General features: G+C 41.7%; 24 protein-coding genes, 1 other RNA gene and 3 pseudogenes. 10 read left to right on the forward strand and 18 right to left on the reverse strand.

Translation table 11 applies throughout. From position 1 onward, the window contains the following. Positions 1–59: 59 nt before the first annotated feature. From M0696_RS10260 to M0696_RS10285, 6 genes are all read right to left on the reverse strand, one after another. The gene (locus M0696_RS10260) at positions 60–785 is read right to left on the reverse strand and encodes an AraC family transcriptional regulator (protein WP_222143407.1); all 726 of its coding nucleotides are present in this window, start codon (positions 783–785) and stop codon (positions 60–62) included. A gap of 14 nt (positions 786–799) precedes the next feature. After that, positions 800–1543, reverse strand: a complete 744-nt coding sequence (locus M0696_RS10265) for a GNAT family N-acetyltransferase (RefSeq protein ID WP_222142984.1) — start codon at positions 1541–1543, stop codon at positions 800–802. A 74-nt stretch (positions 1544–1617) separates the two neighbouring features. Next, positions 1618–2193, reverse strand: coding sequence for a TetR/AcrR family transcriptional regulator (locus M0696_RS10270; RefSeq protein WP_166852184.1), 576 nt, complete (start codon positions 2191–2193; stop codon positions 1618–1620). Positions 2194–2197: 4 nt separating this feature from the next. Further along, positions 2198–2899 carry an MBL fold metallo-hydrolase gene (locus tag M0696_RS10275; protein ID WP_166852181.1) on the reverse strand — a complete coding sequence of 234 codons (702 nt, stop codon included), beginning with the start codon at positions 2897–2899 and terminating at the stop codon, positions 2198–2200. 75 nt (positions 2900–2974) lie between these two features. Continuing rightward, positions 2975–3451: a GyrI-like domain-containing protein gene (locus M0696_RS10280; protein ID WP_222142985.1), complete on the reverse strand. Its 477-nt coding sequence runs from the start codon at positions 3449–3451 to the stop codon at positions 2975–2977. Positions 3452–3504: 53 nt separating this feature from the next. Then, a complete protein-coding gene (locus tag M0696_RS10285; RefSeq protein ID WP_222142986.1) occupies positions 3505–4443 on the reverse strand; it encodes a helix-turn-helix transcriptional regulator in 939 nt (312 codons plus the stop codon). Between the two features lie 198 nt (positions 4444–4641). Between M0696_RS10285 and csk22 the strand changes: the two genes are divergently transcribed. Beyond that, positions 4642–5187 carry a mother cell-specific sporulation protein Csk22 gene (gene csk22 / locus M0696_RS10290; protein WP_166852172.1) on the forward strand — a complete coding sequence of 182 codons (546 nt, stop codon included), beginning with the start codon at positions 4642–4644 and terminating at the stop codon, positions 5185–5187. A gap of 25 nt (positions 5188–5212) precedes the next feature. Here csk22 and czrA read toward each other — a convergent pair whose 3' ends face one another. Beyond that, positions 5213–5536 carry a Zn(II)-responsive metalloregulatory transcriptional repressor CzrA gene (gene czrA, locus M0696_RS10295; RefSeq protein WP_014114065.1) on the reverse strand — a complete coding sequence of 108 codons (324 nt, stop codon included), beginning with the start codon at positions 5534–5536 and terminating at the stop codon, positions 5213–5215. Between the two features lie 192 nt (positions 5537–5728). On the opposite strand from czrA, the gene M0696_RS10300 reads away from it, so the two are divergent. Continuing rightward, positions 5729–6406 carry a lysozyme family protein gene (locus M0696_RS10300; RefSeq protein WP_166852169.1) on the forward strand — a complete coding sequence of 226 codons (678 nt, stop codon included), beginning with the start codon at positions 5729–5731 and terminating at the stop codon, positions 6404–6406. 90 nt (positions 6407–6496) lie between these two features. On the opposite strand, the gene M0696_RS10305 is transcribed toward M0696_RS10300, so the two are convergent. Continuing rightward, entirely contained in the window at positions 6497–7033 is a 537-nt protein-coding gene (locus tag M0696_RS10305) for a DUF420 domain-containing protein (protein WP_166852166.1), read from the reverse strand. Between the two features lie 137 nt (positions 7034–7170). Continuing rightward, positions 7171–7953 (reverse strand): VLRF1 family aeRF1-type release factor, encoded by a 783-nt coding sequence (locus M0696_RS10310; RefSeq protein ID WP_222142987.1) that lies wholly within the window; start codon positions 7951–7953, stop codon positions 7171–7173. Between the two features lie 169 nt (positions 7954–8122). Between M0696_RS10310 and M0696_RS10315 the strand changes: the two genes are divergently transcribed. The 5 genes and pseudogenes from M0696_RS10315 to desR all read left to right on the forward strand — a co-directional run bounded on the left by M0696_RS10315 (position 8123) and on the right by desR (position 12728). After that, positions 8123–8620: a GNAT family N-acetyltransferase gene (locus tag M0696_RS10315; RefSeq protein WP_166852160.1), complete on the forward strand. Its 498-nt coding sequence runs from the start codon at positions 8123–8125 to the stop codon at positions 8618–8620. Between the two features lie 63 nt (positions 8621–8683). Further along, positions 8684–9660 (forward strand): annotated as a pseudogene (locus M0696_RS10320) (S66 family peptidase). A gap of 163 nt (positions 9661–9823) precedes the next feature. Continuing rightward, positions 9824–10882: a Delta(5) desaturase DesA gene (desA, locus tag M0696_RS10325; protein ID WP_166852154.1), complete on the forward strand. Its 1059-nt coding sequence runs from the start codon at positions 9824–9826 to the stop codon at positions 10880–10882. Between the two features lie 114 nt (positions 10883–10996). Then, positions 10997–12109 (forward strand): two-component sensor histidine kinase DesK, encoded by a 1113-nt coding sequence (gene desK / locus M0696_RS10330; RefSeq protein ID WP_166852151.1) that lies wholly within the window; start codon positions 10997–10999, stop codon positions 12107–12109. A gap of 19 nt (positions 12110–12128) precedes the next feature. Further along, positions 12129–12728: a two-component system response regulator DesR gene (desR, locus tag M0696_RS10335; RefSeq protein WP_166852148.1), complete on the forward strand. Its 600-nt coding sequence runs from the start codon at positions 12129–12131 to the stop codon at positions 12726–12728. A gap of 34 nt (positions 12729–12762) precedes the next feature. Here desR and M0696_RS10340 read toward each other — a convergent pair whose 3' ends face one another. From M0696_RS10340 to M0696_RS10380, 9 genes and pseudogenes are all read right to left on the reverse strand, one after another. Further along, positions 12763–14352 (reverse strand): solute:sodium symporter family transporter, encoded by a 1590-nt coding sequence (locus tag M0696_RS10340; protein ID WP_248601943.1) that lies wholly within the window; start codon positions 14350–14352, stop codon positions 12763–12765. Between the two features lie 183 nt (positions 14353–14535). Then, positions 14536–15399, reverse strand: coding sequence for a LysM peptidoglycan-binding and 3D domain-containing protein (locus M0696_RS10345; RefSeq protein WP_222142990.1), 864 nt, complete (start codon positions 15397–15399; stop codon positions 14536–14538). A gap of 247 nt (positions 15400–15646) precedes the next feature. Then, positions 15647–17421, reverse strand: a pseudogene (recQ, locus tag M0696_RS10350) (DNA helicase RecQ). A gap of 141 nt (positions 17422–17562) precedes the next feature. Beyond that, positions 17563–17749, reverse strand: a non-coding RNA gene (gene ssrS / locus M0696_RS10355) — 6S RNA. Positions 17750–17982: 233 nt separating this feature from the next. After that, positions 17983–18609, reverse strand: coding sequence for an FMN-dependent NADH-azoreductase AzoJ (azoJ, locus tag M0696_RS10360; protein WP_222142992.1), 627 nt, complete (start codon positions 18607–18609; stop codon positions 17983–17985). A 150-nt stretch (positions 18610–18759) separates the two neighbouring features. Beyond that, positions 18760–19251, reverse strand: coding sequence for a TraR/DksA family transcriptional regulator (locus tag M0696_RS10365; RefSeq protein ID WP_166852136.1), 492 nt, complete (start codon positions 19249–19251; stop codon positions 18760–18762). A 73-nt stretch (positions 19252–19324) separates the two neighbouring features. Next, positions 19325–19414, reverse strand: a pseudogene (locus tag M0696_RS10370) (hypothetical protein); the annotation flags it as partial. A gap of 100 nt (positions 19415–19514) precedes the next feature. Continuing rightward, the gene (locus M0696_RS10375; protein WP_003220141.1) at positions 19515–19859 is read right to left on the reverse strand and encodes a PH domain-containing protein; all 345 of its coding nucleotides are present in this window, start codon (positions 19857–19859) and stop codon (positions 19515–19517) included. 327 nt (positions 19860–20186) lie between these two features. Next, the gene (locus M0696_RS10380) at positions 20187–20390 is read right to left on the reverse strand and encodes a DUF6501 family protein (protein WP_166852134.1); all 204 of its coding nucleotides are present in this window, start codon (positions 20388–20390) and stop codon (positions 20187–20189) included. 230 nt (positions 20391–20620) lie between these two features. On the opposite strand from M0696_RS10380, the gene dhaS reads away from it, so the two are divergent. The 3 genes from dhaS (at position 20621) to M0696_RS10395 (ending at position 24941) form a co-directional block, all read left to right on the forward strand. Beyond that, positions 20621–22108 carry an aldehyde dehydrogenase DhaS gene (dhaS, locus tag M0696_RS10385; RefSeq protein ID WP_222142993.1) on the forward strand — a complete coding sequence of 496 codons (1488 nt, stop codon included), beginning with the start codon at positions 20621–20623 and terminating at the stop codon, positions 22106–22108. A gap of 99 nt (positions 22109–22207) precedes the next feature. After that, entirely contained in the window at positions 22208–24106 is a 1899-nt protein-coding gene (locus M0696_RS10390) for a terpene cyclase/mutase family protein (protein ID WP_222142994.1), read from the forward strand. Continuing rightward, positions 24096–24941 carry a superoxide dismutase gene (locus tag M0696_RS10395; protein ID WP_222142995.1) on the forward strand — a complete coding sequence of 282 codons (846 nt, stop codon included), beginning with the start codon at positions 24096–24098 and terminating at the stop codon, positions 24939–24941. Before M0696_RS10390 ends, M0696_RS10395 begins: the two co-directional genes overlap by 11 nt. The last annotated feature ends 5 nt before the right edge of the window (positions 24942–24946 follow it).

Here is a 24946-nt window from a genome sequence, read left to right on the forward strand (position 1 = left end):
TAACTCCTTTTTCTTTTATTATAAAAGAGATATCCAAGGTTCGTTTAACCAAAGAACCATCATTTTTTATCCGAATATAAGGTGTTTCGATATAGCCGGGGCGGCATGCCTGTACTTTTCGTGAACCATCTAGTAAATGAAGATAGATTTTGAAAGCCCAGAGCCTCGCTCACGACAGTAAGGGTTTCATTTTTCTCCATCACCATTCGTTTCGCTTCCTCAAGGCGAAGATCAGCGATATAGTTCTGCGGGGACTTACCCGTCTGCTTTTTGAACCAGCTTGAATAGTAAGCTGGGTGGTAATGCTCTATTTCTGCCAGCTTCTTAATCGTCAGCTGCTCAGATAAATGGCTGTGAATGTATGCAATTGAGGCGTAGGTATGGGATTGCAGCTTTTCTTTTATGTATTGAACAAGCATATGAAGCGAGTTTGCTGTGCCGGCCTTTGCTTCCTCTGTCAGCAAGTACCTGATTGAAGACCAGAAAGGATCAAGCGCAGCTTCAATTCCCGATCCTGCATGATATTCGTCAATTTTCATCGCATAAAGCGGAACGTCCAGTACAAGACATTCATTTCGGCCGATTGAACGGAAACGATGCTCACACTCCGGCGGGATATATAAAAAATGATCCGGTCTTAATTTTACCTGGCGCCCTTCTGTCTCAAGATCAATACTCCCTTCAAGCGGAAAAAGAAATTGACTGTATTCGTGCTTATGTGAATGATAAAGTCGTGTATATGTCCGTTTTTCGCAAATAATCTCTTGAAGCGAGTCCATCAGCAAACCCCTTCCTTTGGTCATTTTTTGATCCGATAATGATGTTCCGATATAGTCGAAAATCCGTTTTTTTTATATAAAGAAATTGCCGCCAGATTTTCTTTCAGCACTTGCAAATACATGTACTTCGCTCCGTTATTGATTGCCCATTCAGTCAACGCCCTAATTATTTGAGTTCCTGCTCCTTTTCCTCTATGCTGCTTGGCTACAACGATGTTGCTGAGTCCCCCGTAGCCATCAATGACAGAAGCCGTTCCAACTGCTGTCAGACTCTCTTGGTCATACATCGTGAAAAAGGCTTTACACGGCGGCATGCGTTCAAAAATGTTTGTGTAGCCTCGGTGCCGCTCCGGCGAAAATCCTTCCAATCGTATAAAATCATCAATCCAAACAGACGACGGCTCCTGTTCCCGCTTGTATGTAAATCGGCTGTTGTCATCAGTATGGCTCATAATGTCCCGGCACAATGCTGTCATTTGAAAGCACTCGTCTGCCTTTTCATATCCGCTGTCTGCCAATGCGTCATCAAGCCCATTCGGAGATGCATTGCTGATATGAAAACAAACAGGCAAGCCTAAGTTTTTATAAAAATGCTCGGCCGCTTGCTGGTAATCTCCTTCAGGTGTAACCGCAGAGGTCCACACACTGTTCGCCCTTTTGGTTACGCCAAAGTTCGCTCTGAGAAGCCATTGTCCCATCCTTTTCTGAATATAAGACGGCCATGAAACTGCCGCTAACCGCTCTATTTTGTGAATGTCACCCATAGCCTGTCTCTCCCCTATGTATACTACCATGACATTATACAATATTCAGAAATATAAGACATCTATTTATTAGTTTACATAATATTTTTATTGTTTATTAATAATCCTGACAAAAATGTCTGAATTGAAAATGACAGGCTTTCTGAAATATCCTCTTCACGTTCAAATGCTTCTTTTGCGATTAAAGCAGTAAAGCCATGCAGCAAACTTCTGAGCCCCCTTGTCGCATGAATGGCAGTCTCTTCGCTTGCATAGCCGTTTTCAATGAGCAGCTGCGTGACAAGCTGAACAATTTGTTCTGAGACGATTTCCGCCCTTTTGTCCTGAACCTTAAGCAAAGCCGCCTCATAATATCCGGGATTTTGAACTGCAAAATCTACATATGCATGAGCTAAAGAGAGCATAGCGATATCTCCCTTTTGTTCGGTTACGGAGTCGGCCATTTGATCATAAAGCCTTGTCAGTCCGCTGACAGCAAGCTCTGTTTTGATTGCTTGCAGCCCGTTGACATGATTATACAGCGATGGAGGGCGAACATTCATTTTTTTAGACAGTGCGGCAAGCGTGACACTATTCAAACCTTCCTGATCGGCAATCTCCGCTGCCGCGTCTACAATCATGTTTTGGTTCAATCCTATTCTGGGTGACATGCTATCATCCTTTCTTTGCTTTTTGTATCGCCTGTTTCATCCGCTCTGAGGGTGATCTCAGAAAATTCCCATGTCCGACTGCGAGACAGGAAGGCGCCTTGTCGGCGAGCAATTGTGCGCTTTTGATGGCCTCCTCCTTATTCCATGTGGCGAAGGCAGGAAAAGGAAACGTCCATTTTACCTGGCCTGATACAGCGATTCCTCCGCGTAATTGAAATGCATCTCCTGCTATTATAGTGCCGTTCCTTGTATCAAGAAATGACATGCTGCCCGGTGTATGGCCTGGTGTAGAAATTGCAAGCAGAGAACCAATTGTTTCACCGCCCGTCAGCAGATGGTGCGGCTTTGTTTGAACGTGTTTCGGAATACCTCCTTTTATAGGTGTCTGCGGCTCATCATGACGCAAGGATGTATCACCTTGCAGAAGGAAAGAATCCCGTTCTGAGATCATCACCTTTGCATGAGGAAACGCTTGTGTCAATGCATCAAGTGATCCGACATGATCCCCATGTGCATGGGTCAGTAAAATATGCTGAACCGGTTTTCCCAGCTGATTTACAGCTTGAATAATTCCTTTATAGCTGCTTGGCAGTGCGGCATCAATAAGGGTGACTTCGTTTTCTTCCTCTACTAAATAGCAATTGACCGGAAACAAGACCGGAAAAAAAGTCAGCTGCCAAACCGTTTGATACTGGGTAACTCTCATTTTTTATTCCTCCTAACAAAAACTAATGGCGTTAGTTTTATTATTAACTAACACCATTAGTTTTTCAAGCGTTTATTAACTTTTTATGGCGACATATATATTCACTTGCGCCCGTTGTGGTACTGCTGCACTTTGATCATATATCTCAAAGTCACCTGTATAAGTACGCAGATGACGCTTATCCCAAGTCCAAATTTCCTTCCATGTTTCAAGCACAATCTCTTCAATAGGGCCGATTCTGGAAGTGAATACAGCATAAGCGGAAGCTGGCAAATCAATGCTTTCATATGATTCCAGAAGGGTGCTGTCCTCTTGAAACGTTCCGACTGAAAACGTGTAAAACCCTTTCGTCTCCTGTTCGTAATTGGAATACAAGGCGATAATGCTCTGATCTTTTGCCTGTGAAAAAAGAACACTCCTATCCTGCTTCCAGAATTGGTCCCACAGTGCCGGGATCCGTCTTACTTCCGTCATTTCCAATGCGTTGCTGGTCCGCTGTGACAGTCCGGTAAACCATTTCTGTTCTAAGTGTGTCATATGTGAAAAACTCATACGATCCCTCCTTTTTACCTAGATTATAAAAAAAGAAACCTGACAGCAGTGTGTCAGGTTTCATATACTTTTTGCATTTGATGAATGGTTTCTTTTACTTTATCCCTTATATGAAGAGGTTGCAAAACCTCAATATCCTTTCCGAACTGCAGCAAAAAACCGATCAGCCATTGATCTTCGGGAAGAGAAATCACTGCCCGGCAGTTTTCACTTTCATCACAATGAAGCACTTCATTTCCGAACCATTCACGTATGCGCTGACGTGCAGGCGGCTGAACAAGAATAATCAGTTCAGTTAAACGGTCCTTTTGGTACCAGCACCTATCCCACGGCAAGGAATCCAGCTGAATGTCTTTTCTGATATAGGAATGATGTAAAATGGTCAGATCTTTCATTCGGTTAAGTTTAAAAAAGCGAAAATCGTTTCTAACCAGACAATAGGCATATAAATACCAGTGCCCCGCCTTGCAAACCAATGTGTAAGGTTCCGTTTCCCGTTGAAGTGTTTCCCCGCTTGCGTTTGTATATGTAAATAATATCGTTGACAATCGATCGATGGCGGCGCTGATTTTCTCACGAAGCTCCTTTTGATCCTCAGTCTGGCCCCAAGCCGTCATGTCAATAAACCATTTTTCAGTTTGGTGCTTAAATGCTTCAGCAGACTGCTCCGGTATGAGGTGCTTGATTTTTTGATAAGCTGTGCTGTGAGAAACAGGTTCATACATAGATGAGACACTCTGCAAAGCGGAAGCGATCGCAAACAGCTCTTCCTCTTTCAGCCATTCTCTCTCAAGCCGATATGTCTCCATAATGCCAATCCCGCCCCCGGAGCCCTGTGAGGTTACAATCGGAATACCAGCTCTATTGATCGTCTCAATATCACGGTAGATTGTTCTGACGGACACTTCAAACAGCTCAGCAAGTTCGGCGGCCTGCACTTGTTTTTTGCTGATTAATAACACAACCATCGCTAACAAACGTTCCAGTTTCATTCTGTGCACCTTTTCTTCTTTTATTTTACAATCATAACATTTTTATAAAGCTTGGGCATATCTATTATTCGGCCCAAATACCCCTTGCATATGTTATGAAAACAGGGGTTTCCCCTTCTTTTTTGTGTTCAGTATTGATTTCAGCTACTATTTCGAACCGGATAAGCATACACTTCTCAACGGAGGGGATTTCACATCATGCATCTAACACTTCAAAGCGTTTATCCTGCCATGATTATCATCTTTTTTCTGTATAAAAAAATTAAAAGGTCCATCGGATATCAGCCGCTGAAGCCTCGCTGGCTGTTCACCCGTATGATTCTTTTCTCGCTGTTTGCTTTTGGTCTTTCAATATTCAGCGTCATTCACCCTTTTCTATATGGATATCTCATTTTCGGCATTCTTGGCGGATGGCTCCTTGTCGTTTTCGCAAAGAAAAACATCTCCTTTGAAAAACGCAGAGGAAAAATTTATTTTCGGACTCATATTTGGGTAGAAATGATTCTCTTAACCTTGTTTCTATCAAGATTTCTGTATCGAGTGACAGAGCTTTATCTTACTTCGCCTGATCTAAACAGCATTGGATCTTACAGTCAGTCAATTGGAACGGATCCTCTGACAATTGGCGTCTTTTTTCTGATAGCTGTTTATTATATCGGTTTTTCTTCTTTTGTCATCAAGCTCAGCAGAAACGAACTCGATCAGAACGGACACAATAAAGAAAAAGACATCCTTGCCCGCTAACAGCGATTAAGCAAGGATGTCTTTTTTAATCATGTTGTGTATGGTGGATCATTTGCTGAAGAACATCTAAAACGTGTTCATCCTCCGGTGAATAATAAATGGATGTTCCTTCTCTGCGCGATTTGACAAGCCGGAGATTTTTTAAGAATCTGAGCTGGTGGGAAACTGTGGATTGCAATAAATTCAGCTTTTCTGCAATTCCGTTTACTGCATGTTCACCCTGAGATAATAAATGGAGAATTCTGATTCTGGTAGGATCAGAAAGCGCTTTGAATGTTTGCGCGACTAGAAACAAGGTTTCCTCATCCAGATCAGCAGCCGTCCGGTCCGTTTCTCTAAATTCAGTCATCTGTATCACCTTTCTTTATTCATAGTTTTATCTTATAACAAATGCGCTTGGGTGCAAACCAGCCTGCTTGTGTTCCAATTCAATCTCATAGTTTAAATTTATGTTTCAAATCAGGTTTTTACTTGGTCTGATATATCGTTCTATGTCATAATAAAATGGTCATACTGCTCCAAACATTGAGGGTGAAACACAGTGAAGAAAAAGAGAAAAGGCTGTTTCGCTGCTGCGGGTTTTATGATGATTTTTGTCTTTGTCATCGCCTCTTTTTTATTGGTCTTGCTTTTTTTTAACCGGGATTTAATCAAAAAACTTCCGATCGATACGAAAACGATTGTTTTGGAACGTTTAACAGATTATAAACCGCTGGTGGAAGACGAGCTTGAAAACCAAGGACTCTCAAATTATACATCGCTCATTCTTGGCATGATGTATCAGGAGTCAAAAGGAAAAGGCAATGATCCCATGCAGTCCTCTGAATCTCTGGGGTTAAAACGCAATGAGATAACAGACCCTCAACTCAGTGTTAAACAAGGCATCAAGCAATTTACCCTCATGTACAAGACCGGTAAGGAAAAAGGTGTGGATTTGGATACCATTATTCAAAGCTACAACATGGGGGCAGGTTACATTGATTTTGTAGCTGAACATGGAGGAACGCATACTGAGGAATTGGCAAAACAATACTCCGAGCAGCAAGTCAAAAAAAATCCCGATCTGTATACTTGCGGGGGAAATGTGAACAATTTCCGCTATCCGTATTGCTACGGTGATTACACGTATGCAGAAAAAGTAAAAGAAAAAACAAAAACTGTTGAAGAATCTTTGCAGGTTGCAACACTTGAAACCATGGAATCAAAGGCTCATAAATAGGAGTCTATCAATTTACTGACAAAAGCCCAAAACAGATTTGGGCTTTTGCCATGTTTAAAAACTTTAAAAAAGCCATACAGAGTATGGCTTTTAATAATAAGGTGATATCATCAGATATACAATAACGCCTGTAAGGCTTACATACAGCCACAGCGGCATTGTCCATCTGGCTATTTTTTTATGGCGTTCCACCTGCATGCTGAAGCCTCTGATCAGCGTAAACAGCGCAAGCGGCACAATGATTGCAGAAAGGCAGATATGCGTAATTAAAATAAAGAAGTAAATCGTGCGCATAATACCTTCTCCGCCATACAGCGTATTCTCAGCAATCGAGTGGTAAACAACATAGCAAATCAAGAATAGTAATGTTGTTGTGAATGCTGCTAAAATAAAGCGTTTATGAGCTTTGATATTTTTCTGTTTAATCATAATCAGCGCGGCCAATAAGAAGATAAACGTAAAGCTGTTGAATATCGCATTCAGCATGGGCAAAATGTGAATATTCGCATGGCTGAACTGATCTAATTTAGGCATAAAAAACAGCACTGCGATTAAACCGTTAATCAGAACTGTCAGCGTAAGGACAATCCCCGTATAATTTTTCGGTTTATTTTCTGTTTGATTCATTTGGTGACCTCTCCTAATTTGTACTGGCTATCCAAATCGTATGCAAATTCAAAGAAGATGTCAACGTTTTCGATTGCTTCGTCAGAAATTAGACACACTTCAAAGGCCGGCGGCTTTTAGCCCCGGCCCTGTTAGATTTACGCCTCTTTGATCAAATGCTCAACAGCCTTATGTTCATTTTCATTCAGCAGGTTCTTTTGGATTTTCGAATGAATGGGTTTATTCATATGCTGATCCAAGATATCCGCCGTTTCTTTATCACCGGCGATGACCATTCGTTCCCATCTTTTCGCGGCCGCTTTTTGATCTAGATTGGCAGCCAGCCGCTTATACAGTCTCGTTTGGTTCTCCGTCACATGTTCCCTCATTCGGTTCTCTTCCAATGGCACCGTTTTTTTTGCAGAGGAATGGAAATTCTCCCAAGACTCATTGATGATATTGTACTCATAATGCTCAACCGCCTCAATCTTTCCTAAAACGGTTTCAATAATTTTCACTTCATGCTGCTGAGTTAAAATAAACGCCGTACTTGGGTACGTTTGGCGCAAATCCTTCAACTGATCCAGAACGGCTGTTTCTTCCCAGTAAAATCTTGTTTCTACAGGGATTTGAAGCTTAATTGGTTCCCATATACCGCTGTCGGAAACAAAAAATACGAGACTGCGGGGCATGTCTTTTCCCATTTCATTAAGGTATTGATCAATTTTCGTTCTGATTCCATCAAGACACTTCTCTTCCCCTGGATCACTTGCTGCCAAATACTCCTTTAATCGGCCGAAGCCTGATTTTAGCGCAATTTTCCATTCTCCCCCCTGCTGCTCTGGATCTCTCATGTCTGTATTAAGATATAGGGAGAGAATTTTATCCGGCGGTTCCAATTGGACATACTGTAATTTGTTAATCAATGAATCAATCGCCATTCCGATTCCTCCTTTTTCACAGGTTAGTTTCCTTTTTCCTCTCTTAAAAACGATCAAACCTTCCTTTTCGCAATTTCTAGTAATAATGGATTTGTTATTTACAATGCCCCTCTCATCTAATACAATTGGTAACTGTGTTTCTAAGCTGTTTTTTGAAAGGAGATTGATCTTGTTTACTGTTAAAGAAAAAAATCGTCAAGAACTTGAGGAAGAACTACTTGATTTAGAATTTCAAATTTACCGCATGCAAGAGAATATGAAGGACCTATCTAAAGATGCCAAAGTGCTTGGTATTGATCAATCGAAACATGAAGAGTGGATGATCGTTTCCTCGATTGATGATGGCCAAACATGCAAAATTATGCTTACCGATTGTAAAACGGCTTATAGAGGAAAAGGCTGCTTTTCACTTGTAGCATCTTACAAGGACGATGCCATTCATATCGGCGACATAAAAGGCCCTCCGAATCACGGCTTTGGTTCCATTTGCATGAAATATTTAAAAGATATCGCCAGAGACCACAACATACCGAAAGTCACCGGTGACATTGCCAAACGGGACTGGAATCACGTAGACCGGCTGATTCATTTTTATGAAAAACATCAATTCAAAGTATCCGTCGATCATGATACACAATCAGGCTGCATTAAGTGGGTTGATTTGTAAAAAATTCTGGAAGAATGAGCCAAGATGTGCTGTAATGGTGTAAAACCATTAATGGAGGGCTCTATGTACGCCTCAAAACTGAAAAAGGGAGACGAAATTCGGATCGTGTCTCCCGCGACCAGCATGTCTATATTATCGAATGAAGCAAAAATGCAAGCAAAAACTGCGTTAGAACGCTTAGGTTATCGGGTAACCATCGCTGAACATGCCAATGAATGTAACGAATTTGATTCATCCTCTATCGAGTCAAGAGTCCATGACCTGCACACTGCTTTTTTTGCCCCGGAGTCAAAGCAATTTTAACGACACTCGGCGGTTTCAATTCAAATCAGCTGCTGCGTTATCTTGATTACGAGAAAATCAAACAGCATCCTAAAATTCTGTGCGGATATTCCGATATAACAGCTCTTTGCAACGCCATTTATCAAAAAACGGGCCTTGTTACTTATTCAGGCCCCCACTTTTCAACATTTGCAATGAAAAAAGGGCTTGATTATACACAAGAGTATTTTCTTTCTTGCTGCGCTTCGGACGACTCGTTTGAAATTCTTCCTTCAAGTGAGTGGAGCGATGACCGCTTGTTTATGGATCAAGAAAACAGGCGTTTTTATCCTAATAACGGCCCTGTTGTAATCCAAGAAGGTTATGCGGAAGGCACTTTAATTGGCGGCAATCTATGCACACTTAATTTGTTGCAGGGAACAGAGTATTTTCCTGAAACAGAACATACCATTTTATTGATTGAAGATGATGATATGTCAGACATCCACATGTTTGACCGCGATCTGCAATCACTCATCCACCTCCCCGCTTTTTCTCATGTAAAGGCGATTTTGATCGGCAGATTTCAAAAAGCATCAAACGTATCAATGGATCTTGTTAAAGCCATCATTGGCACAAAAAAAGAATTATCCGGTCTCCCAATCATCGCAAATGTAAATGCCGGACACACCTCACCAATTGCCACGTTTCCTATAGGGGGAACATGCAGGATTGAAGCTGTTTCAGGCACCTCACGAATATGGATTGATAAACATTAATCAGCTTGTAAATTTCTTTTTACAAGCTTTTTTAACGCAAACATTTGTGCAAGCACGAGGAGGTATGACAAATGTCATATCTGATGCATGATGTGTGCTACTACAAAGGACTTCTCTCATTCGCGTATACTGAACGGAGACACACAATGAGAGGATACTTACTATGACTGAACAAACCATTGCGCATAAACAAAAACAGCTGACAAAGCAAGTTGCTACTTTTGCTCAGCCCGAAACAAAAAACAGCCTGATTCAGCTTTTGAACACGTTTATTCCCTTCTTTGGACTATGGTTTCTGGCTTATCTCAGCCTCAATGTCTCCTATCTCCTTACGTTAGCATTAACAGTGATTGCCGCAGGATTTTTGACAAGAATTTTTATCATCTTCCATGACTGCTGCCATCAATCATTTTTCAAACAAAAGCGCTATAACCATATTCTCGGTTTTGTAACAGGTGTTCTGACTTTATTCCCGTATCTTCAATGGCAGCACAGCCATTCAATTCATCATGCGACAAGCAGCAATCTGGATAAACGCGGCACAGGAGACATCTGGATGTTAACTGTAAACGAATATAAAGCTGCATCCAGACGAACAAAACTTGCATATAGACTTTATAGAAATCCGTTTATCATGTTTATTCTCGGACCGATTTATGTTTTTCTGATCACCAACCGTTTTAACAAAAAAGGTGCAAGACGTAAGGAGCGTGTGAACACACACCTTACGAATCTGGCGATTGTGGCGTTGGCTGCTGCTTGCTGTCTAATCTTTGGCTGGCAATCGTTTTTACTGGTGCAAGGCCCTATTTTTCTGATCTCAGGTTCAATCGGTGTATGGCTGTTTTATGTGCAGCATACATTTGAAGATTCTTATTTTGAAGAAGATGAAAACTGGAGCTACGTCCAGGCAGCAGTGGAAGGCAGTTCATTTTATAAACTCCCGAAACTGCTTCAATGGCTGACAGGCAATATCGGGTACCACCACGTTCACCATTTGAGCCCAAAGGTGCCTAACTATAAGCTTGAAGTTGCTCATGAACATCATGAACCATTAAAAAACGTACCGACAATTACCTTAAAAACAAGTCTGCAGTCACTTGCATTCCGCCTTTGGGATGAAGATACAAAACAATTTGTATCATTTCGGGATATCAAACATATACCTTCCAGCCTTCCGCCTGATTCAACAGAAAAACAGAAACTGCGGAAGAACGCCTGATGATGAAGGAGGTCTTCTTTTAGAAGGCTTCCTTTTTATTGTTTGAGGGTGCATTCTGGCTTTCGCAATGATAAAGTTACATGTAAGATGAAAAGCTGAAAATGAGGTAATATCATGATTAAAAAACATTTTACATTTCAAAAACTTAGCGGGATTACGCCCTATATATGGACGATATTTTTCATCCTCCCCTTCTACTTTATATGGAAATCATCATCTACAGTTGTTATCATTGTCGGCATCATATTGACGCTTTTATTTTTTTCGGTATATAGATTTGCATTTGTCTCAAAAGGCTGGGCCATTTATTTGTGGGCGTTTTTGTTAATCGGCATTTCAACCGCCTCTATTACTATGTTCAGTTATATTTATTTTGCTTTTTTTATCGCATATTTTATTGGAAACATAAAGGAACGCGTCCCCTTTCATATTTTATATTACGTCCATTTAATAAGCGCAGCCGTTGCAGCTAATTTCAGTCTCGTATTAAAAAAGGAATTTTTTCTGACTCAAATTCCTTTTGTCGTCATTACACTCATTAGCGCGATTTTATTGCCCTTTAGCATAAGAAGCCGCAAGGAGCGCGAACGGCTGGAAGAAAAACTCGAGGATGCAAATGAACGGATTGCTGAGCTGGTAAAATTAGAAGAGCGGCAGCGAATTGCCCGTGACCTCCACGATACACTTGGGCAAAAGCTTTCTCTAATCGGTTTAAAAAGCGACTTGGCGAGAAAATTGATTTACAAAGATCCTGAACAAGCAACACGTGAACTGAAAAGCGTTCAGCAAACTGCGAGAACGTCTTTAAATGAAGTCAGAAAAATCGTATCCTCCATGAAAGGCATCCGGCTCAAGGATGAAATCATAAACATCAAACAAATTCTTGAAGCAGCCGGCATTACGTTTATCTATGAAGAAGAGAAATTACCTGAAAATATCTCATTGCTTAATGAAAACATATTGAGTATGTGCTTAAAGGAAGCTGTCACTAATGTCGTCAAACACAGTCAGGCTAAGACCTGCCGAGTCGACATTCAGCAGCTCTGGGAGGAAGTTGTCATTACAGTGACTGACGATGGAACATTTCAAGGTGAAGAGAAATACTTTTCAAAAGGACATGGCCTGCTTGGCATGAGAGAACGGCTTGAGTTTGCAAACGGGAGCCTTCACATCGATACAAAAAACGGCACCAAGCTTACCATGTCAATTCCTAATAACTCAAAATAAACAAAAAAGGATGGCTAACATGATTAGTATATTTATTGCGGAAGATCAGCAAATGCTCTTGGGCGCTTTAGGATCACTTCTAAACTTAGAAGACGATATGGAAGTCGTAGGCAAAGGTACAAACGGTCAAGATGCTGTTGATTTTGTTAAAAAACATCAGCCTGACGTATGCATTATGGACATTGAAATGCCCGGAAAAACGGGGCTTGAGGCTGCTGAGGAGTTAAAGGATACAGGCTGCAAAATTATTATCTTAACCACTTTTACCAGACCCGGCTACTTTCAGAGAGCCATTAAAGCAGGCGTTAAGGGCTATTTGTTAAAAGATAGCCCGAGCGAAGAGCTCGCGAGTGCCATTCGAAGCGTCATGAACGGAAAACGCATCTATGCACCTGAACTGATGGAGGACATATACAGCGAGGCTAACCCGCTTACAGACAGAGAAAAAGAAGTGCTTGAACTTGTGGCTGACGGTAAAAATACAAAAGAAATCGCTCAGGAACTCAGTATCAAAAGCGGGACGGTGAGAAATTACATCTCAATGATTCTAGACAAACTTGAAGTGAAAAACCGAATAGAAGCCATTACCCGATCAAAGGAAAAAGGCTGGTTTAAATAAAAAAGGATCTTGGCAGGTGCCAAGATCCTTTTTGTTAGTCCGCAATTCCCCATGGGGAAAACAAAAGGTACGTCGCCGCAACTAGAAGGATAATGATACACGACACCAGCTTTACGTGTTTCCAGGGTGTTACATCCACTTGCGGATTGTGCTCGAGCTTATATTCTGTTTTCCTCGGATACAGCTTTCCTGTCAGAAGCATAACAGCCACTGAAAATGGAAAGAGTACGGCTAGGATGTACAGAAAATGAATGTGCCCTAAATAGATTTTTGATAAGCCGTATAAAACTATATGGGCTGGTATCGCTATTTTCACAGCTAAAGCCGGCACTTTTTTTGTGAAAAAACCTACGACGATCGCTGCTAATATCGGTACATTAAAAAATCCGAACATCTCTTGAAGATAGCTGTACAGCCCTGATGGCGCATATAAAATAAAGGGTGCGATGACAATCGATACAATCCCGAGAACTGCGACGAAAATCCTTCCTGTTTTGACGAGATCAGCTTCATCTGCATGAGGCTTACATAACGGTTTGTATATGTCCAGCGTAAACAACGTAATGGTACTGTTCAGAGAGCCGTTAAACGAGCTCAAAATCGCTCCGAATAAAATAGCGGCGAATACACCGGTAAGCGATGCCGGCAATAGATCGACGATCAGCCGGGGATATACACTGTCAGCATTTTCAATTCCGCCCCCATATAAATGAAAGGCAATCACTCCAGGGACGACTAAATAAAAAACGCCGATAAGTTTAAAGAAGCCTGCTAAAAGAGCGCCCTTTTGTCCTTCAGCCAAGTTTTTCGCTCCTAATGCACGCTGAACGATCGCTTGGTTAACAGCCCAATAAAAGAGATTATTCACTAATAGCCCTGTTAAAATTGTCGGCCACGGTACATCTGCCGAATTGCTGATATCAATTGAATTGAGTTTTTCAGTATGTAAAGCCGTCAGTTGAGCAACTCCGACCCCAAAGTTGCCTTGTCCGACTGCAAGAATGCCTAATATCACGATAAAAAAACCGCCGAAAATTAATCCGATTCCGTATATGGCATCTGCTGATGCAGCGGCTTTCAATCCGCCAAAAAAGATATAACAGCAGCTCGTTACGCCAATGATCAAGGATATCAATAAAACTGCCATAAATGTGCTGATGCCAAACGTCTCTGTAATGCGGAATACTTGATTCAACACGAGAGCCCCTGAATACAATACTGTCGGCAGGAATGAAACAGCGTAGCCGATGATGAGCAGAACAGAAACGATCTGTCTTGTACTTTGATCAAACCGCTGTTCTAGAAAATCAGGTATCGTGGTAATTCCCGTTTTCAAATAACGGGGCAAAAAGACAAGGGCCAGGAAAATCAACGCGAGCGGTGCACTCGCTTCCCATGACATCGCTGTCATAGACCCTGCATAGCTTTGCCCATTTAACCCGACCATCTGCTCGGTTGATAAATTGGTTAACAGCAGAGAGCTCCCGATATATAGCGCAGTAAGGGTTCTTCCTCCGAGAAAATATCCATCGGACGATTGCAAGTTAACCTCCTTTGTTCTCCGCCATGAAAATAGAAATATCCCGATATTGATAACCAGAAAAGATACAATGATCCAAAGCAACAGCCAGCAACTCCTTCTGTAAATAGTTAGATGATAGGGGCATTTACCATCTACCCATTTTTCACACGTGAAAAACATTGGAACCGCTTTTCTTTTATCAGCATATGATACATATATACATCCCTAAACATACGGAAAAAGACGCAAGCCAATTGCTCACGTCTTTTATCACAATCTATATGATTAGTTTAAGATTTTTACACTTACAGTTTTGACGCCCCAATTAGATGCATCACTTTTATTGGGTACAAATACGTCGATTTTATTTCCTTTAATAGCGCCGCCAGTGTCTGCTGCTGTTGCTTCACCGTAACCTTCAACATAGACTTTAGAACCTAGCGGAATCACATTAGGATCAACCGCAATAACTTTCGCATTTGGGTTCTTATTTAAGTCAACGCCTGTTGCTGTAACGCCGGAAATGCCGCCGTCGTTAGCAGTGTAAGCAGTAGCAGTAACTGTTAGTTCTTTTGAAGCTTCTTGATTATTTGTATTTGATTGAACAGCCTTTTCTTCTGTTGGAACAGAAGTTTCTGCTGCAGCCTTTGTTTCTTGTTTTGGTTGTTGTTGAACTGTTTCTTGTTTAGGTTGCTCTTTTAGCACAGCTTCTTGTTTTGTTTCAGTTTGAGGTGCGCTTGTTTGCGTATTCTCAGTAACTGTGTTTGCTGCTGTTGCCTGACCTTTCACTGAAAGCGTAGATCCAGCATAGATCATGTCAGAGCTTAGGTTATTCCAAACTTTCAGGTTATTGACTGTCGTACCGAATTGTTGAGCAATCTTAGAAAGCGTATCTCCCGCTTTAATTGTATATTGCCCAGTAGTGGTTGTTTCTTCTGAAGAAATGGTCAGTTTTTCTCCTGCAATGATTTTATCAGAAGTTAACTTGTTCCATTCTTTTAGGTCCTTTAGGTTCACTCCGTTTTTCTGAGAGATTCCCCAGAGCGTATCACCCTTTTGCACCGTGATTTCTTTTGCAGAAGCGTGAGCTCCGAATGCAGTTGATGAAAGTGCAGCAACTGCTACAAAGGACATAATCGTCTTCTTCATAAGTAAATCCTCCCTTGTTAGCTTTTTATTGGCGGCTAACAGGTGATATCGTAACACACGTAAATGTCAAATCAATAACAAAAAGATATGATTTAGATTACAGTTCCTTTACATGAAGGATTTCTCTCTGTTGGAAAGACTTGCTGAACCCTTGATATAATAGGCTTCGCAAGTCTTTTTATTTTGAGGAAAAAAAGAGAAAATAAAATGTGTTTTTTATAGAAAAAAAGGTTGATTTACTGTTTTTTTAGTCTGTCACCCCTGCATAAGCTTGTATTTCTTGTAAAAAAAGCCGCCGTATTTTGCTCTTTTTTGTTCTCCAACTCCTTTTATAGACAGAAGTTCCTCATCATTTACGGGCTGTTTTCCTGACATTTCTTTTAACGTTTGATCAGAGAAAACGACAAAAGGAGGAACACCCTGCTCTGCCGCAATTTCTTTTCGAACCATGCGCAATCGTTCAAACAGCTCGTCATTTTCAGTAATCGCTGCCGCTTTTAACGCTTCTTTTCTCGTTACTGAGAATTCTCCTCTCAGCACATCCCTTCCTTTACTGCTGACAAAAAGAGTCGGAAACGTTCCGTCTGACATCCTGATGAAATCGTCAGAAATAAGAAATTCGATAAAATCACTGATTTCCCCTACTGATTGGTGTTTTAATATCCCGTATGTTGAGAGATCGGAAAAGCCGTTTTCAAGAACTTTTTTATTTTTAGAGCCGGCGAGCACCTGGGCAACCATCGTCTTGCCAAACCGTTCTTTCATGCGAATGATACACGATAAGACCATTTGCGCCTCCCGTGTTACGTCATGGGCCGTCCTTGTATCAGTGCAGTTTCCGCACTGTCCGCACGCATCAGGCTCCTTTTCTCCGAAATACATAAGGATAAATCGCTGCAGACAATCTTCCGTGTGACAATAGTCGACCATTTGTCTCAGCTTTTTTAAATCCTGCTTTTGTTTCTCTTCATGCTCGGATTGTTCAATTAAGAAACGCTGCACCATAATATCCTGCGGTGAAAACAAGAGAACACATTCGCTGGCAAGACCGTCTCGTCCAGCTCTACCAGCCTCTTGATAGTAGCTTTCCATATCTTTCGGAATTTGTGCATGCAGGACAAATCTGATATTTGATTTATCAATGCCCATTCCAAAAGCAGAGGTTGCCACCATCACTTGCAGCTCATCATTAAGAAACCTTTCCTGCTGCTCTTTTCTCACGTCATCAGCCAAGCCCCCGTGATATCGGCCTGCACTGATCTGATTTCGTTTCAATCTCTCATAAATCCGATCAGCTTCTTTTCTAGTCGCTGTGTAGACAATCCCAGCTTCATGTTTGTTGTTTTGCACATATTCATCAATAAAACGATCCTTATTTTCCCCTTTTGCTACTTTAAAGGTTAAATTGTCTCGGGAAAATCCGGTATGTACCGTGTTTTCTTTTTGAATATGCAGCTGTTTGCAAATATCCTCATGGACCTCTGGTGTGGCCGTTGCTGTTAATGCCATGATAACAGGCTTGTCATGTAATTCACGGAACAAGATTTCAATATTTCTGTAGCTTGGCCTGAAATCGTGGCCCCATTGAGAAATACAGTGCGCCTCGTCTATTGCGACTAAAGGAACATCAATGCCCTGCAAAATCCGTATAAACTCCGTGGATGTTAGTCGCTCCGGTGTAATGTAAAAAAGCTTATAAGCCCCTTCTTTGAGCCCGTTCAGCCTCTCATATATTTCCTGATTGGATTGTGTGCTGTTAATGTAGGCGGCGTTAATCCCCGCTTCTTCTAACGCATCGACTTGATCCTTCATCAAGGAAATCAACGGCGAAATGACGATCGTTGTCCCTTCAAACATCAATGCCGGAATTTGATAGCAAATCGATTTGCCTCCTCCCGTCGGCATAATGCAGGCCGTATTTTGCCTCGCTTCCGTCACCGAGCGGATCGCTTCTTCTTGGCCGCTGCGAAGCTTTTCATAACCGAAGTAATGGGCCAGAAGGGATTGGGCTCTATGTAACATAACGTGTAAACCTCGCTTTTCCTTGAATTTCTCCCATCATATCATAAAAAAGCGGCCTTCATTTCTTTCACACAGAAATTGAATTTTCACTATACCTATCTTTTTTAGATAAAATAAAAAGCCATTTCCAAAAAGGAAATGGCTTTCGCTACGTCTTGCCGTATGCAAGTAAGAAAGTTTTAAACCACCACTCCTCAAAGTGGGTGTTTGCAGAAACGTTCCTGTCGTCCTCTGCAATGGAGGCATGACATTCCAGCTTCGATATAAAACTCCCTATTACAGCTTAAAGGTTAAAACTTAATTAACAATACGCACAAAGTAGCTTCTTTAATATAGTACACCATCAGTTGCTTTTTATCAAGAGGTCAGAACAATTGTTTAGAAAAACTTTTTCCAGTGATTAAAAGCGATTTTTCGCTATTATATCTGACGTTTCGACAATCAAAAAATATATTACAATAAAAAGCAGCGGGTTTTCGCCAAGAGCGAGAGATCACTTTCTTCTATATAATATGTATACAAAAAAACTCCTATCGCAATGATAGAAGTTTTTGTTTAAAATTAGAATTTTGCAGCAAGATCTGTCGCTTCTTGTAAACCTTTTTCAACAATTTCTTGTGCTTGATCAGGCGCTGCGTTATGTCCTTCGATGACAACTGTGTGCAAGTCTTGAACACCCCAGAAACCAAGAACTGTTTTCATGAAGTTTAATGACATTTCAAGTGCAGCCATTGGTCCTTCAGAGTAAATGCCGCCGCGCGCGTTAAGAAGTGCAACTTTTTTGTCGCCCATTAAACCAACTGGTCCTTCTTGTGTGTATTTGAATGTAACGCCTGCACGAGACAGGTAATCAACATAAGTATGAAGAACTGCTGGCACTGTGAAGTTCCAAAGCGGGAATGCGAAAACAACTTTGTCAGCTTTTACAAACTGATTCAGATATTTGTCAGCAATTGCTGCTTGTTTTTTCTCTTCTTCTGTCATTTCCATTCCTTGACCAGCTTTAAATGTTCCGTTAATCATATCTCTTCCAAGGTAAGGAAGGTTCTCTTTATGAAGATCTAATTCAACCACTTCATCAGCAGGGTTGTTTTCTTTATAAGCAGCTAAGAAAGCTTCGTAAAGTTTAGTTGATACGCCTTCTTCAGCTGTACGGTCGCTCGATTTTACAAATAATACTGTAGACATTTGTATTCCTCCCGGTAAACTTTTTATATTTACTTACAAATAGTATGTTACTTTCTTTTTTACTCGAAGTCAATCACTTTATTTTGAATATGAGATTTTTTTTCAAAAAAAAGCAAGTACATCTAATATCGGTGTACTTGCTTGCCATTTTCACTTCGAATCTTGTTCACGGTCCAAAATCTCATACGTCTGAGAGCTTTTTTGATCAATGGTTTCTTTATTGGATAGATCTTTTACCTGCTCGTGAAACTCTCTTTCAAATGATGGAGCGTCTGTCTCTAAATCATCCTCCATATCAGCTTGGGCCTCCACTGTCATTCTTGCATAGGGAACAGCTTCAAGCCTTTCATAAGGAATGTCTTGGCCAGTTTTTTCACACACTCCGTACGTTCCATCTTTCATTTTTTGTAATGCATGGTTGACCTCCTCTAACAGCTCCCGGTCAATCTCTCTCACCGTTTGGTCTGTCATCCGGTCTGTGACGAGCGTGCCGTGGTCTGCCATGTGGTTGTCAACCCCATTGGAAAGCTCCCCAACTTCTTCAGTCATTGATTCTGTTTCCTTTTTCTCGCCAGACAATTCTTTTTGCATATCGAGCAATTTATGATAGAGATGCTGTGTTTGTTCTTTTGTCAGTGCCATGTATATCCTCTCCTTTCTATCCTGTTTCCCGTTTCGCCTCCTGTCAAACATGGGACATTGATGGAAAGATGAGCTACTGCCTTTTTGAACGGATCTTGACCGCTGGCGTTGATGCTTCGGATTTTCTTTGGCACTTTTTGTCCTACTCTTCTGACGGCATGTAAGTGGCGTAAACAGAACAGAGCATGTGAGCTCTGCTCTGCTTTGCTTTTTATATAAAAAAAAAGCCTAACCATTTTTTGAACGGCTGGCCCATCAAATATTCAGCTGCACAAGTGCTTTGTCAGCACCGCTTGAACTTCGCTTAAATCGGTGTCTTTCGCAAATTCTAATTCGAACGTTTTGCTTCTTGTCATCAATAAGAGCCCAGTGTCCGGGTCAAACATGCCCGCTTCTTGGATCGCAAAGCTTTCAATTGTTTTATATGGAAGAAATACACGAACCTTCTTTTTAGAAAACATTTTATTGTCAAAGAAAATAATCCGCTTATTTGTAAAGCAAATTTGGTCCACCCGGAGCTTATAAATCGATTCTATTCTTTCCCCTTCAACGAGCAAAGCTTCAAGCTTCTTTGCATCCGTTGATCTGCTAACAGAAAAAATACCCAATGAAGAACCCCTCTTTCTGCATTTATCTATTTGTTTTATCATTCACTACATAAAAATAAGTCCTTTATCCCTATATAAGAATACGACATAGAAGACATTTAAACCATTACGAACAGATTACATTTTTCAAATTTTTGATTTGTTTTTCGTCTATTGTGCTGTTGTCATCAAGTAATACGCTCGTATCGAGAAAAAAGTTTCAATATTCAGCAATGTTTTTAAAAAAGTGGTTTTAAAGTTTCCATTGGTTTTGTTTTATTTTTCCTGTTTTACAGAAAAAACCGCAGCTCGGCTGCGGTTTTATATACTCTCTGCTTTATTCAGGTATTAGATCTCTTCGAAGTATTCTTTATAATAGCCGCCGACTTTATTCGTATTGTCGATCACAAAGAGAAACTCCTCTGTTTCATTTTTCACTTCATATTCTTTTCCCGGAGTTAAAACGCGGTTCACGATATATTTTTTTGCGTTTGTCTGCACACATTTTACCTTTTTGATTGTTTCTTTTTCAAACCAATTGTTATGAATCATAAACGAAATCTCCTTTACATATCTATACGCTTATTGTAGCTTTTTTCTTTTACAAATTGCAATATCGGTTATTCATTGATTTTGCCTTGTTTTCTATTATAGAATGTTTGTATACGCTTACTCTTACAGCAAATAACACAGCTTATTTCTGCCATTCAATCAAGGAATTAATGTGCTATCACCAAGAATCTCAAAACAGACCATAAAAATTGACTGGAGGTTTGTTACGGATGAGTTCTTTAACGATGCAAGTGACGAAAAGGCTGGAGACATTTTTACAGGGAACAAAGAAGCTTTATATTGATGGAAAGTTTGTTCCGAGTGCCTCAGGGGCAACCTTTGACACGCCCAACCCGGCAACCGGCGAAACCTTAATGACGCTGTATGAAGCCCAGGCTGCGGATGTGGACAAAGCGGTTAAAGCTGCCCGGAAAGCCTTTGACCAAGGCGAATGGAGAACAATGTCTCCAGCTTCAAGAAGCAGACTGATGTATAAGCTGGCAGACTTAATGGAAGAGCATAAAACTGAGCTTGCTCAGCTTGAAACGCTTGATAACGGGAAACCGATAAACGAAACGACTAATGGAGATATACCGCTGGCTATTGAGCATATGCGCTATTACGCCGGCTGGTGTACAAAAATAACAGGACAGACAATTCCGGTTTCCGGCGCTTATTTTAATTATACGCGCCATGAACCTGTAGGCGTCGTCGGTCAGATCATTCCATGGAACTTCCCGCTCCTGATGGCGATGTGGAAAATGGGCGCGGCTCTGGCAACAGGCTGTACAATCGTGCTTAAACCAGCTGAACAAACACCGCTTTCAGCTCTTTATTTGGCAGAATTAATTGACCAAGCCGGCTTCCCGGATGGTGTCATCAATATCATTCCGGGATTCGGTGAAGATGCGGGAGAAGCGCTGACGAACCATGAAGCGGTTGATAAAATAGCCTTTACCGGTTCCACTGAAATCGGAAAGAAAATCATGTCCACCGCTGCGAAAAGCATTAAGCGTGTTACCTTGGAGCTTGGCGGAAAATCACCTAATATTCTTCTGCCTGATGCGAATTTGAAAAAAGCGATCCCAGGCGCTTTAAACGGTGTGATGTTTAACCAGGGCCAAGTCTGCTGTGCGGGCTCGCGTGTTTTCATTCATAAAGACCAGTATGATGAAGTCGTCAATGAGATGGTCTCTTATGCTGAATCACTCCGCCAAGGAGCGGGACTTCATAAGGATACACAAATCGGGCCTCTCGTGAGCAAGGAACAGCACGAACGCGTTCTTTCCTATATTCAAAAGGGAAAAGACGAAGGAGCAAAAGCAGTGACTGGCGGAAGCTGTCCTTTTGAACAAGGATATTTTGTCGCACCGACTGTGTTTGCCAATGTTGAAGACGAGATGACCATCGCAAAAGAAGAAATTTTCGGACCGGTACTGACTGCCATTCCGTACGAAACAGTCGATGAAGTCATTGAACGAGCGAATCATTCAGAATATGGACTCGCGGCCGGACTATGGACAGAGAACGTCAAGCATGCCCACTATATCGCGGACCGTCTTCAAGCCGGAACCGTCTGGGTGAACTGCTATAATGTATTTGACGCAGCATCTCCGTTCGGAGGTTATAAACAGTCAGGACTCGGACGAGAAATGGGATCATATGCCTTAAATAACTACACAGAAGTTAAAAGTGTATGGATAAATCTCGAAGACTGACATGTATGTCAAAAAACTGCTGCCTGCCAGCAGTTTTTTTCTTTCTGTAATGGCGGTAAAAGACGCTGAATATATATGCTTCTGAAGGAGTTGAGCGTGATGGGCACACTTCAGGAGAAAGTGAGGCGTTATCAAAAGAAAACCATTGCAGAGTTAAAAGACAGGCAAAATACTAACGGTTCGTGGACATTTTGCTTTGAAGGACCAATCATGACAAATTCCTTTTTTATTTTGCTCCTCACCTCACTAGATGAAGGCGACAATGAAAAAGAACTGATATCAGCGCTTGCAGCCGGCATTCGCGAAAAACAGCAGCCCGACGGCACATTCATCAATTATCCTGATGAAACGAGTGGAAATATAACAGCTACCGTCCAAGGATATGTCGGGATGCTGGCTTCAGGATGTTTTCACAGATCTGACCCGCACATGAGGAAAGCTGAACAATTTATCATCTCACATGGCGGTTTGAGACATGTTCATTTCATGACAAAATGGATGCTTGCCGTGAACGGGCTGTATCCTTGGCCTGTTTTGTATTTACCATTATCGCTCATGGCGCTCCCCCCAACATTACCGGTTCATTTCTATCAGTTCAGCACATATGCCCGAATTCATTTTGCTCCTATGGCCGTAACACTCAATCAGCGATTCGTTCTTAAAAACCGCAATATTCCATCTCTTCGCCATCTCGATCCGCACATGACAAAAAACCCTTTTACATGGCTTCGATCTGATGCTTTTGAAGAAAGAGATCTCACGCCTATTTGGTCACATTGGAAGCGCATTTTTCATGCACCCTTTGCTTTTCAGCAGCTAGGCTTACAGACGGCTAAAACATATATGCTGGACCGGATCGAAAAAGACGGAACATTATACAGCTATGCGAGCGCAACCATATTTATGGTTTACAGCCTTCTGTCACTTGGTGTGTCACGCTACTCTCCTGTTATCAGGAGGGCTATTAACGGCATCAAATCACTGGTGACAAAGTGCAACGAAATTCCTTATCTTGAAAACTCTACTTCAACTGTTTGGGATACAGCTCTGATCAGCTATGCACTCCAAAAAAACGGTGTGCACGAAACAGACGGCTCTATTACAAAAGCAGCTGCCTTTTTGCTAGAACGCCAGCATACGAAAATAGCAGATTGGTCTGTCAAAAATCCGAGTGCCGCCCCCGGCGGCTGGGGATTTTCAAACATCAATACAAATAACCCTGACTGTGACGATACTGCAGCCGTATTAAAAGCGCTTCCCCGCAGTTATTCTCCTTCAGCTTGGGAACGAGGGGTGTCTTGGCTTTTATCGATGCAAAACAATGACGGCGGATTTTCTGCTTTTGAAAAAAATGTGAACCATCCTCTGATTCGCCTTCTCCCGCTTGAATCCGCCGAGGATGCGGCAGTTGATCCTTCAACCGCCGACCTTACCGGACGTGTACTGCACTTTTTAGGCGAGAAAGCTGGTTTCACTGAGAAACATCAACATATTCAGCGCGCCATGAACTGGCTCTTTGAACATCAAGAACAAAATGGGTCTTGGTACGGAAGATGGGGTGTTTGCTACATTTACGGCACATGGGCTGCTCTTACGGGTATGCATGCCTGCGGGGTTGACCGAAAGCACCCTGCTATACAAAAGGCCTTGCGCTGGCTCAAATCCATACAGCATGATGACGGCAGTTGGGGAGAATCCTGTAAAAGTGCCGAAGTCAAAACGTACGTCCCGCTTCATAAAGGAACCATTGTACAAACGGCCTGGGCTTTAGACGCTTTGCTCACATACGAAAATTCTGAACACCCATCTGTTATGAAAGGTATGCAATACCTTACTGACAGCAGTTCTCATGGCGCCGATAGCTTTGCCTATCCCGCCGGAATCGGATTGCCAAAGCAATTTTATATCCGCTATCACAGTTATCCATATGTATTCTCTTTGCTGGCTGTCGGGAAGTATTTGAATTCTATCGAAAAGGAGACAGCAAATGAAACGTGAATCTTATCAAACGGAGATGTTCAATTGGTGTGAAGCCCTGAAGGATCAGATTCAAAAACGAGGACAGCTTGATCAGTTTGAAGATCAAATCGACAAGATGATTGAAGCACTGGAAGATGATCAAACAACAGAAGAAGATTGGTATAATCAGGCTGCTGCCCTATATCGGGATATTACAGAATCAGAGGATACAAGTGAAAGACGCGCTTATGTCCCTATAGGAAAACATGTGCTGCCAAAGCTTCCGTACAAATATTCCGCCTTAGAGCCTTATATTTCACGCGAGATTATGGTCCTCCATCATACGAAGCATCATCAAAGCTATGTTGACGGTCTGAACAAAGCAGAATTAGAGCTTAAGAAAGCGAGAGCATCAAAAAATTTTGATTTGGTCACTCATTGGGAAAGAGAGCTTGCATTCCATGGAGCAGGCCATTATTTGCACAGTATTTTTTGGTTTTCGATGCATCCAAACGGAAAAAGGCGTCCTACAGGGGCATTGTTCCAAATGATTGATCTTTCATTTGGAAGCTATTCCGCTTTTAAAGAACATTTTACGCAGGCCGCTAAAAAAGTAGAAGGTGTCGGCTGGGCCATTTTGGTCTGGGCACCTCGATCGGGACGGCTGGAGATTTTAACGGCAGAAAAGCACCAGCATTTAAGCCAATGGGATGTGATCCCTCTTTTACCGCTTGACGTATGGGAACATGCCTACTATTTGCAATATAAAAATGACCGGGCAAGCTATGTCGATCATTGGTGGAATGTCGTGGATTGGCGCGAGGCAGAAAAACGTTTCGAGCAGGCAAAAGAAGTTGTTTGGAAACTCTATTAAAAAAA

The sequence above is a fragment of the Bacillus rugosus genome (genome assembly GCF_023238245.1).
GTDB lineage: Bacteria > Bacillota > Bacilli > Bacillales > Bacillaceae > Bacillus > Bacillus rugosus.

Coding starts and splice junctions, on each gene's coding strand:
- M0696_RS10285 (WP_222142986.1), bottom strand. CDS start 4,443: ATGAAACTGGAACGTTTGTTAGCGATGGTTGTGTTATTAATCAGCAAA.
- M0696_RS10365 (WP_166852136.1), bottom strand. CDS start 19,251: ATGGCACTGACAAAAGAACAAACACAGCATCTCTATCATAAATTGCTC.
- M0696_RS10380 (WP_166852134.1), bottom strand. CDS start 20,390: ATGATTCATAACAATTGGTTTGAAAAAGAAACAATCAAAAAGGTAAAA.
- M0696_RS10280 (WP_222142985.1), bottom strand. CDS start 3,451: ATGAGTTTTTCACATATGACACACTTAGAACAGAAATGGTTTACCGGA.
- M0696_RS10270 (WP_166852184.1), bottom strand. CDS start 2,193: ATGTCACCCAGAATAGGATTGAACCAAAACATGATTGTAGACGCGGCA.
- desR (WP_166852148.1), top strand. CDS start 12,129: ATGATTAGTATATTTATTGCGGAAGATCAGCAAATGCTCTTGGGCGCT.
- desK (WP_166852151.1), top strand. CDS start 10,997: ATGATTAAAAAACATTTTACATTTCAAAAACTTAGCGGGATTACGCCC.
- M0696_RS10310 (WP_222142987.1), bottom strand. CDS start 7,953: ATGGCGATTGATTCATTGATTAACAAATTACAGTATGTCCAATTGGAA.
- desA (WP_166852154.1), top strand. CDS start 9,824: ATGACTGAACAAACCATTGCGCATAAACAAAAACAGCTGACAAAGCAA.
- azoJ (WP_222142992.1), bottom strand. CDS start 18,609: ATGTCTACAGTATTATTTGTAAAATCGAGCGACCGTACAGCTGAAGAA.
- csk22 (WP_166852172.1), top strand. CDS start 4,642: ATGCATCTAACACTTCAAAGCGTTTATCCTGCCATGATTATCATCTTT.
- M0696_RS10305 (WP_166852166.1), bottom strand. CDS start 7,033: ATGAATCAAACAGAAAATAAACCGAAAAATTATACGGGGATTGTCCTT.
- M0696_RS10265 (WP_222142984.1), bottom strand. CDS start 1,543: ATGGGTGACATTCACAAAATAGAGCGGTTAGCGGCAGTTTCATGGCCG.
- czrA (WP_014114065.1), bottom strand. CDS start 5,536: ATGACTGAATTTAGAGAAACGGACCGGACGGCTGCTGATCTGGATGAG.
- dhaS (WP_222142993.1), top strand. CDS start 20,621: ATGAGTTCTTTAACGATGCAAGTGACGAAAAGGCTGGAGACATTTTTA.
- M0696_RS10345 (WP_222142990.1), bottom strand. CDS start 15,399: ATGAAGAAGACGATTATGTCCTTTGTAGCAGTTGCTGCACTTTCATCA.
- M0696_RS10390 (WP_222142994.1), top strand. CDS start 22,208: ATGGGCACACTTCAGGAGAAAGTGAGGCGTTATCAAAAGAAAACCATT.
- M0696_RS10395 (WP_222142995.1), top strand. CDS start 24,096: ATGAAACGTGAATCTTATCAAACGGAGATGTTCAATTGGTGTGAAGCC.
- M0696_RS10275 (WP_166852181.1), bottom strand. CDS start 2,899: ATGAGAGTTACCCAGTATCAAACGGTTTGGCAGCTGACTTTTTTTCCG.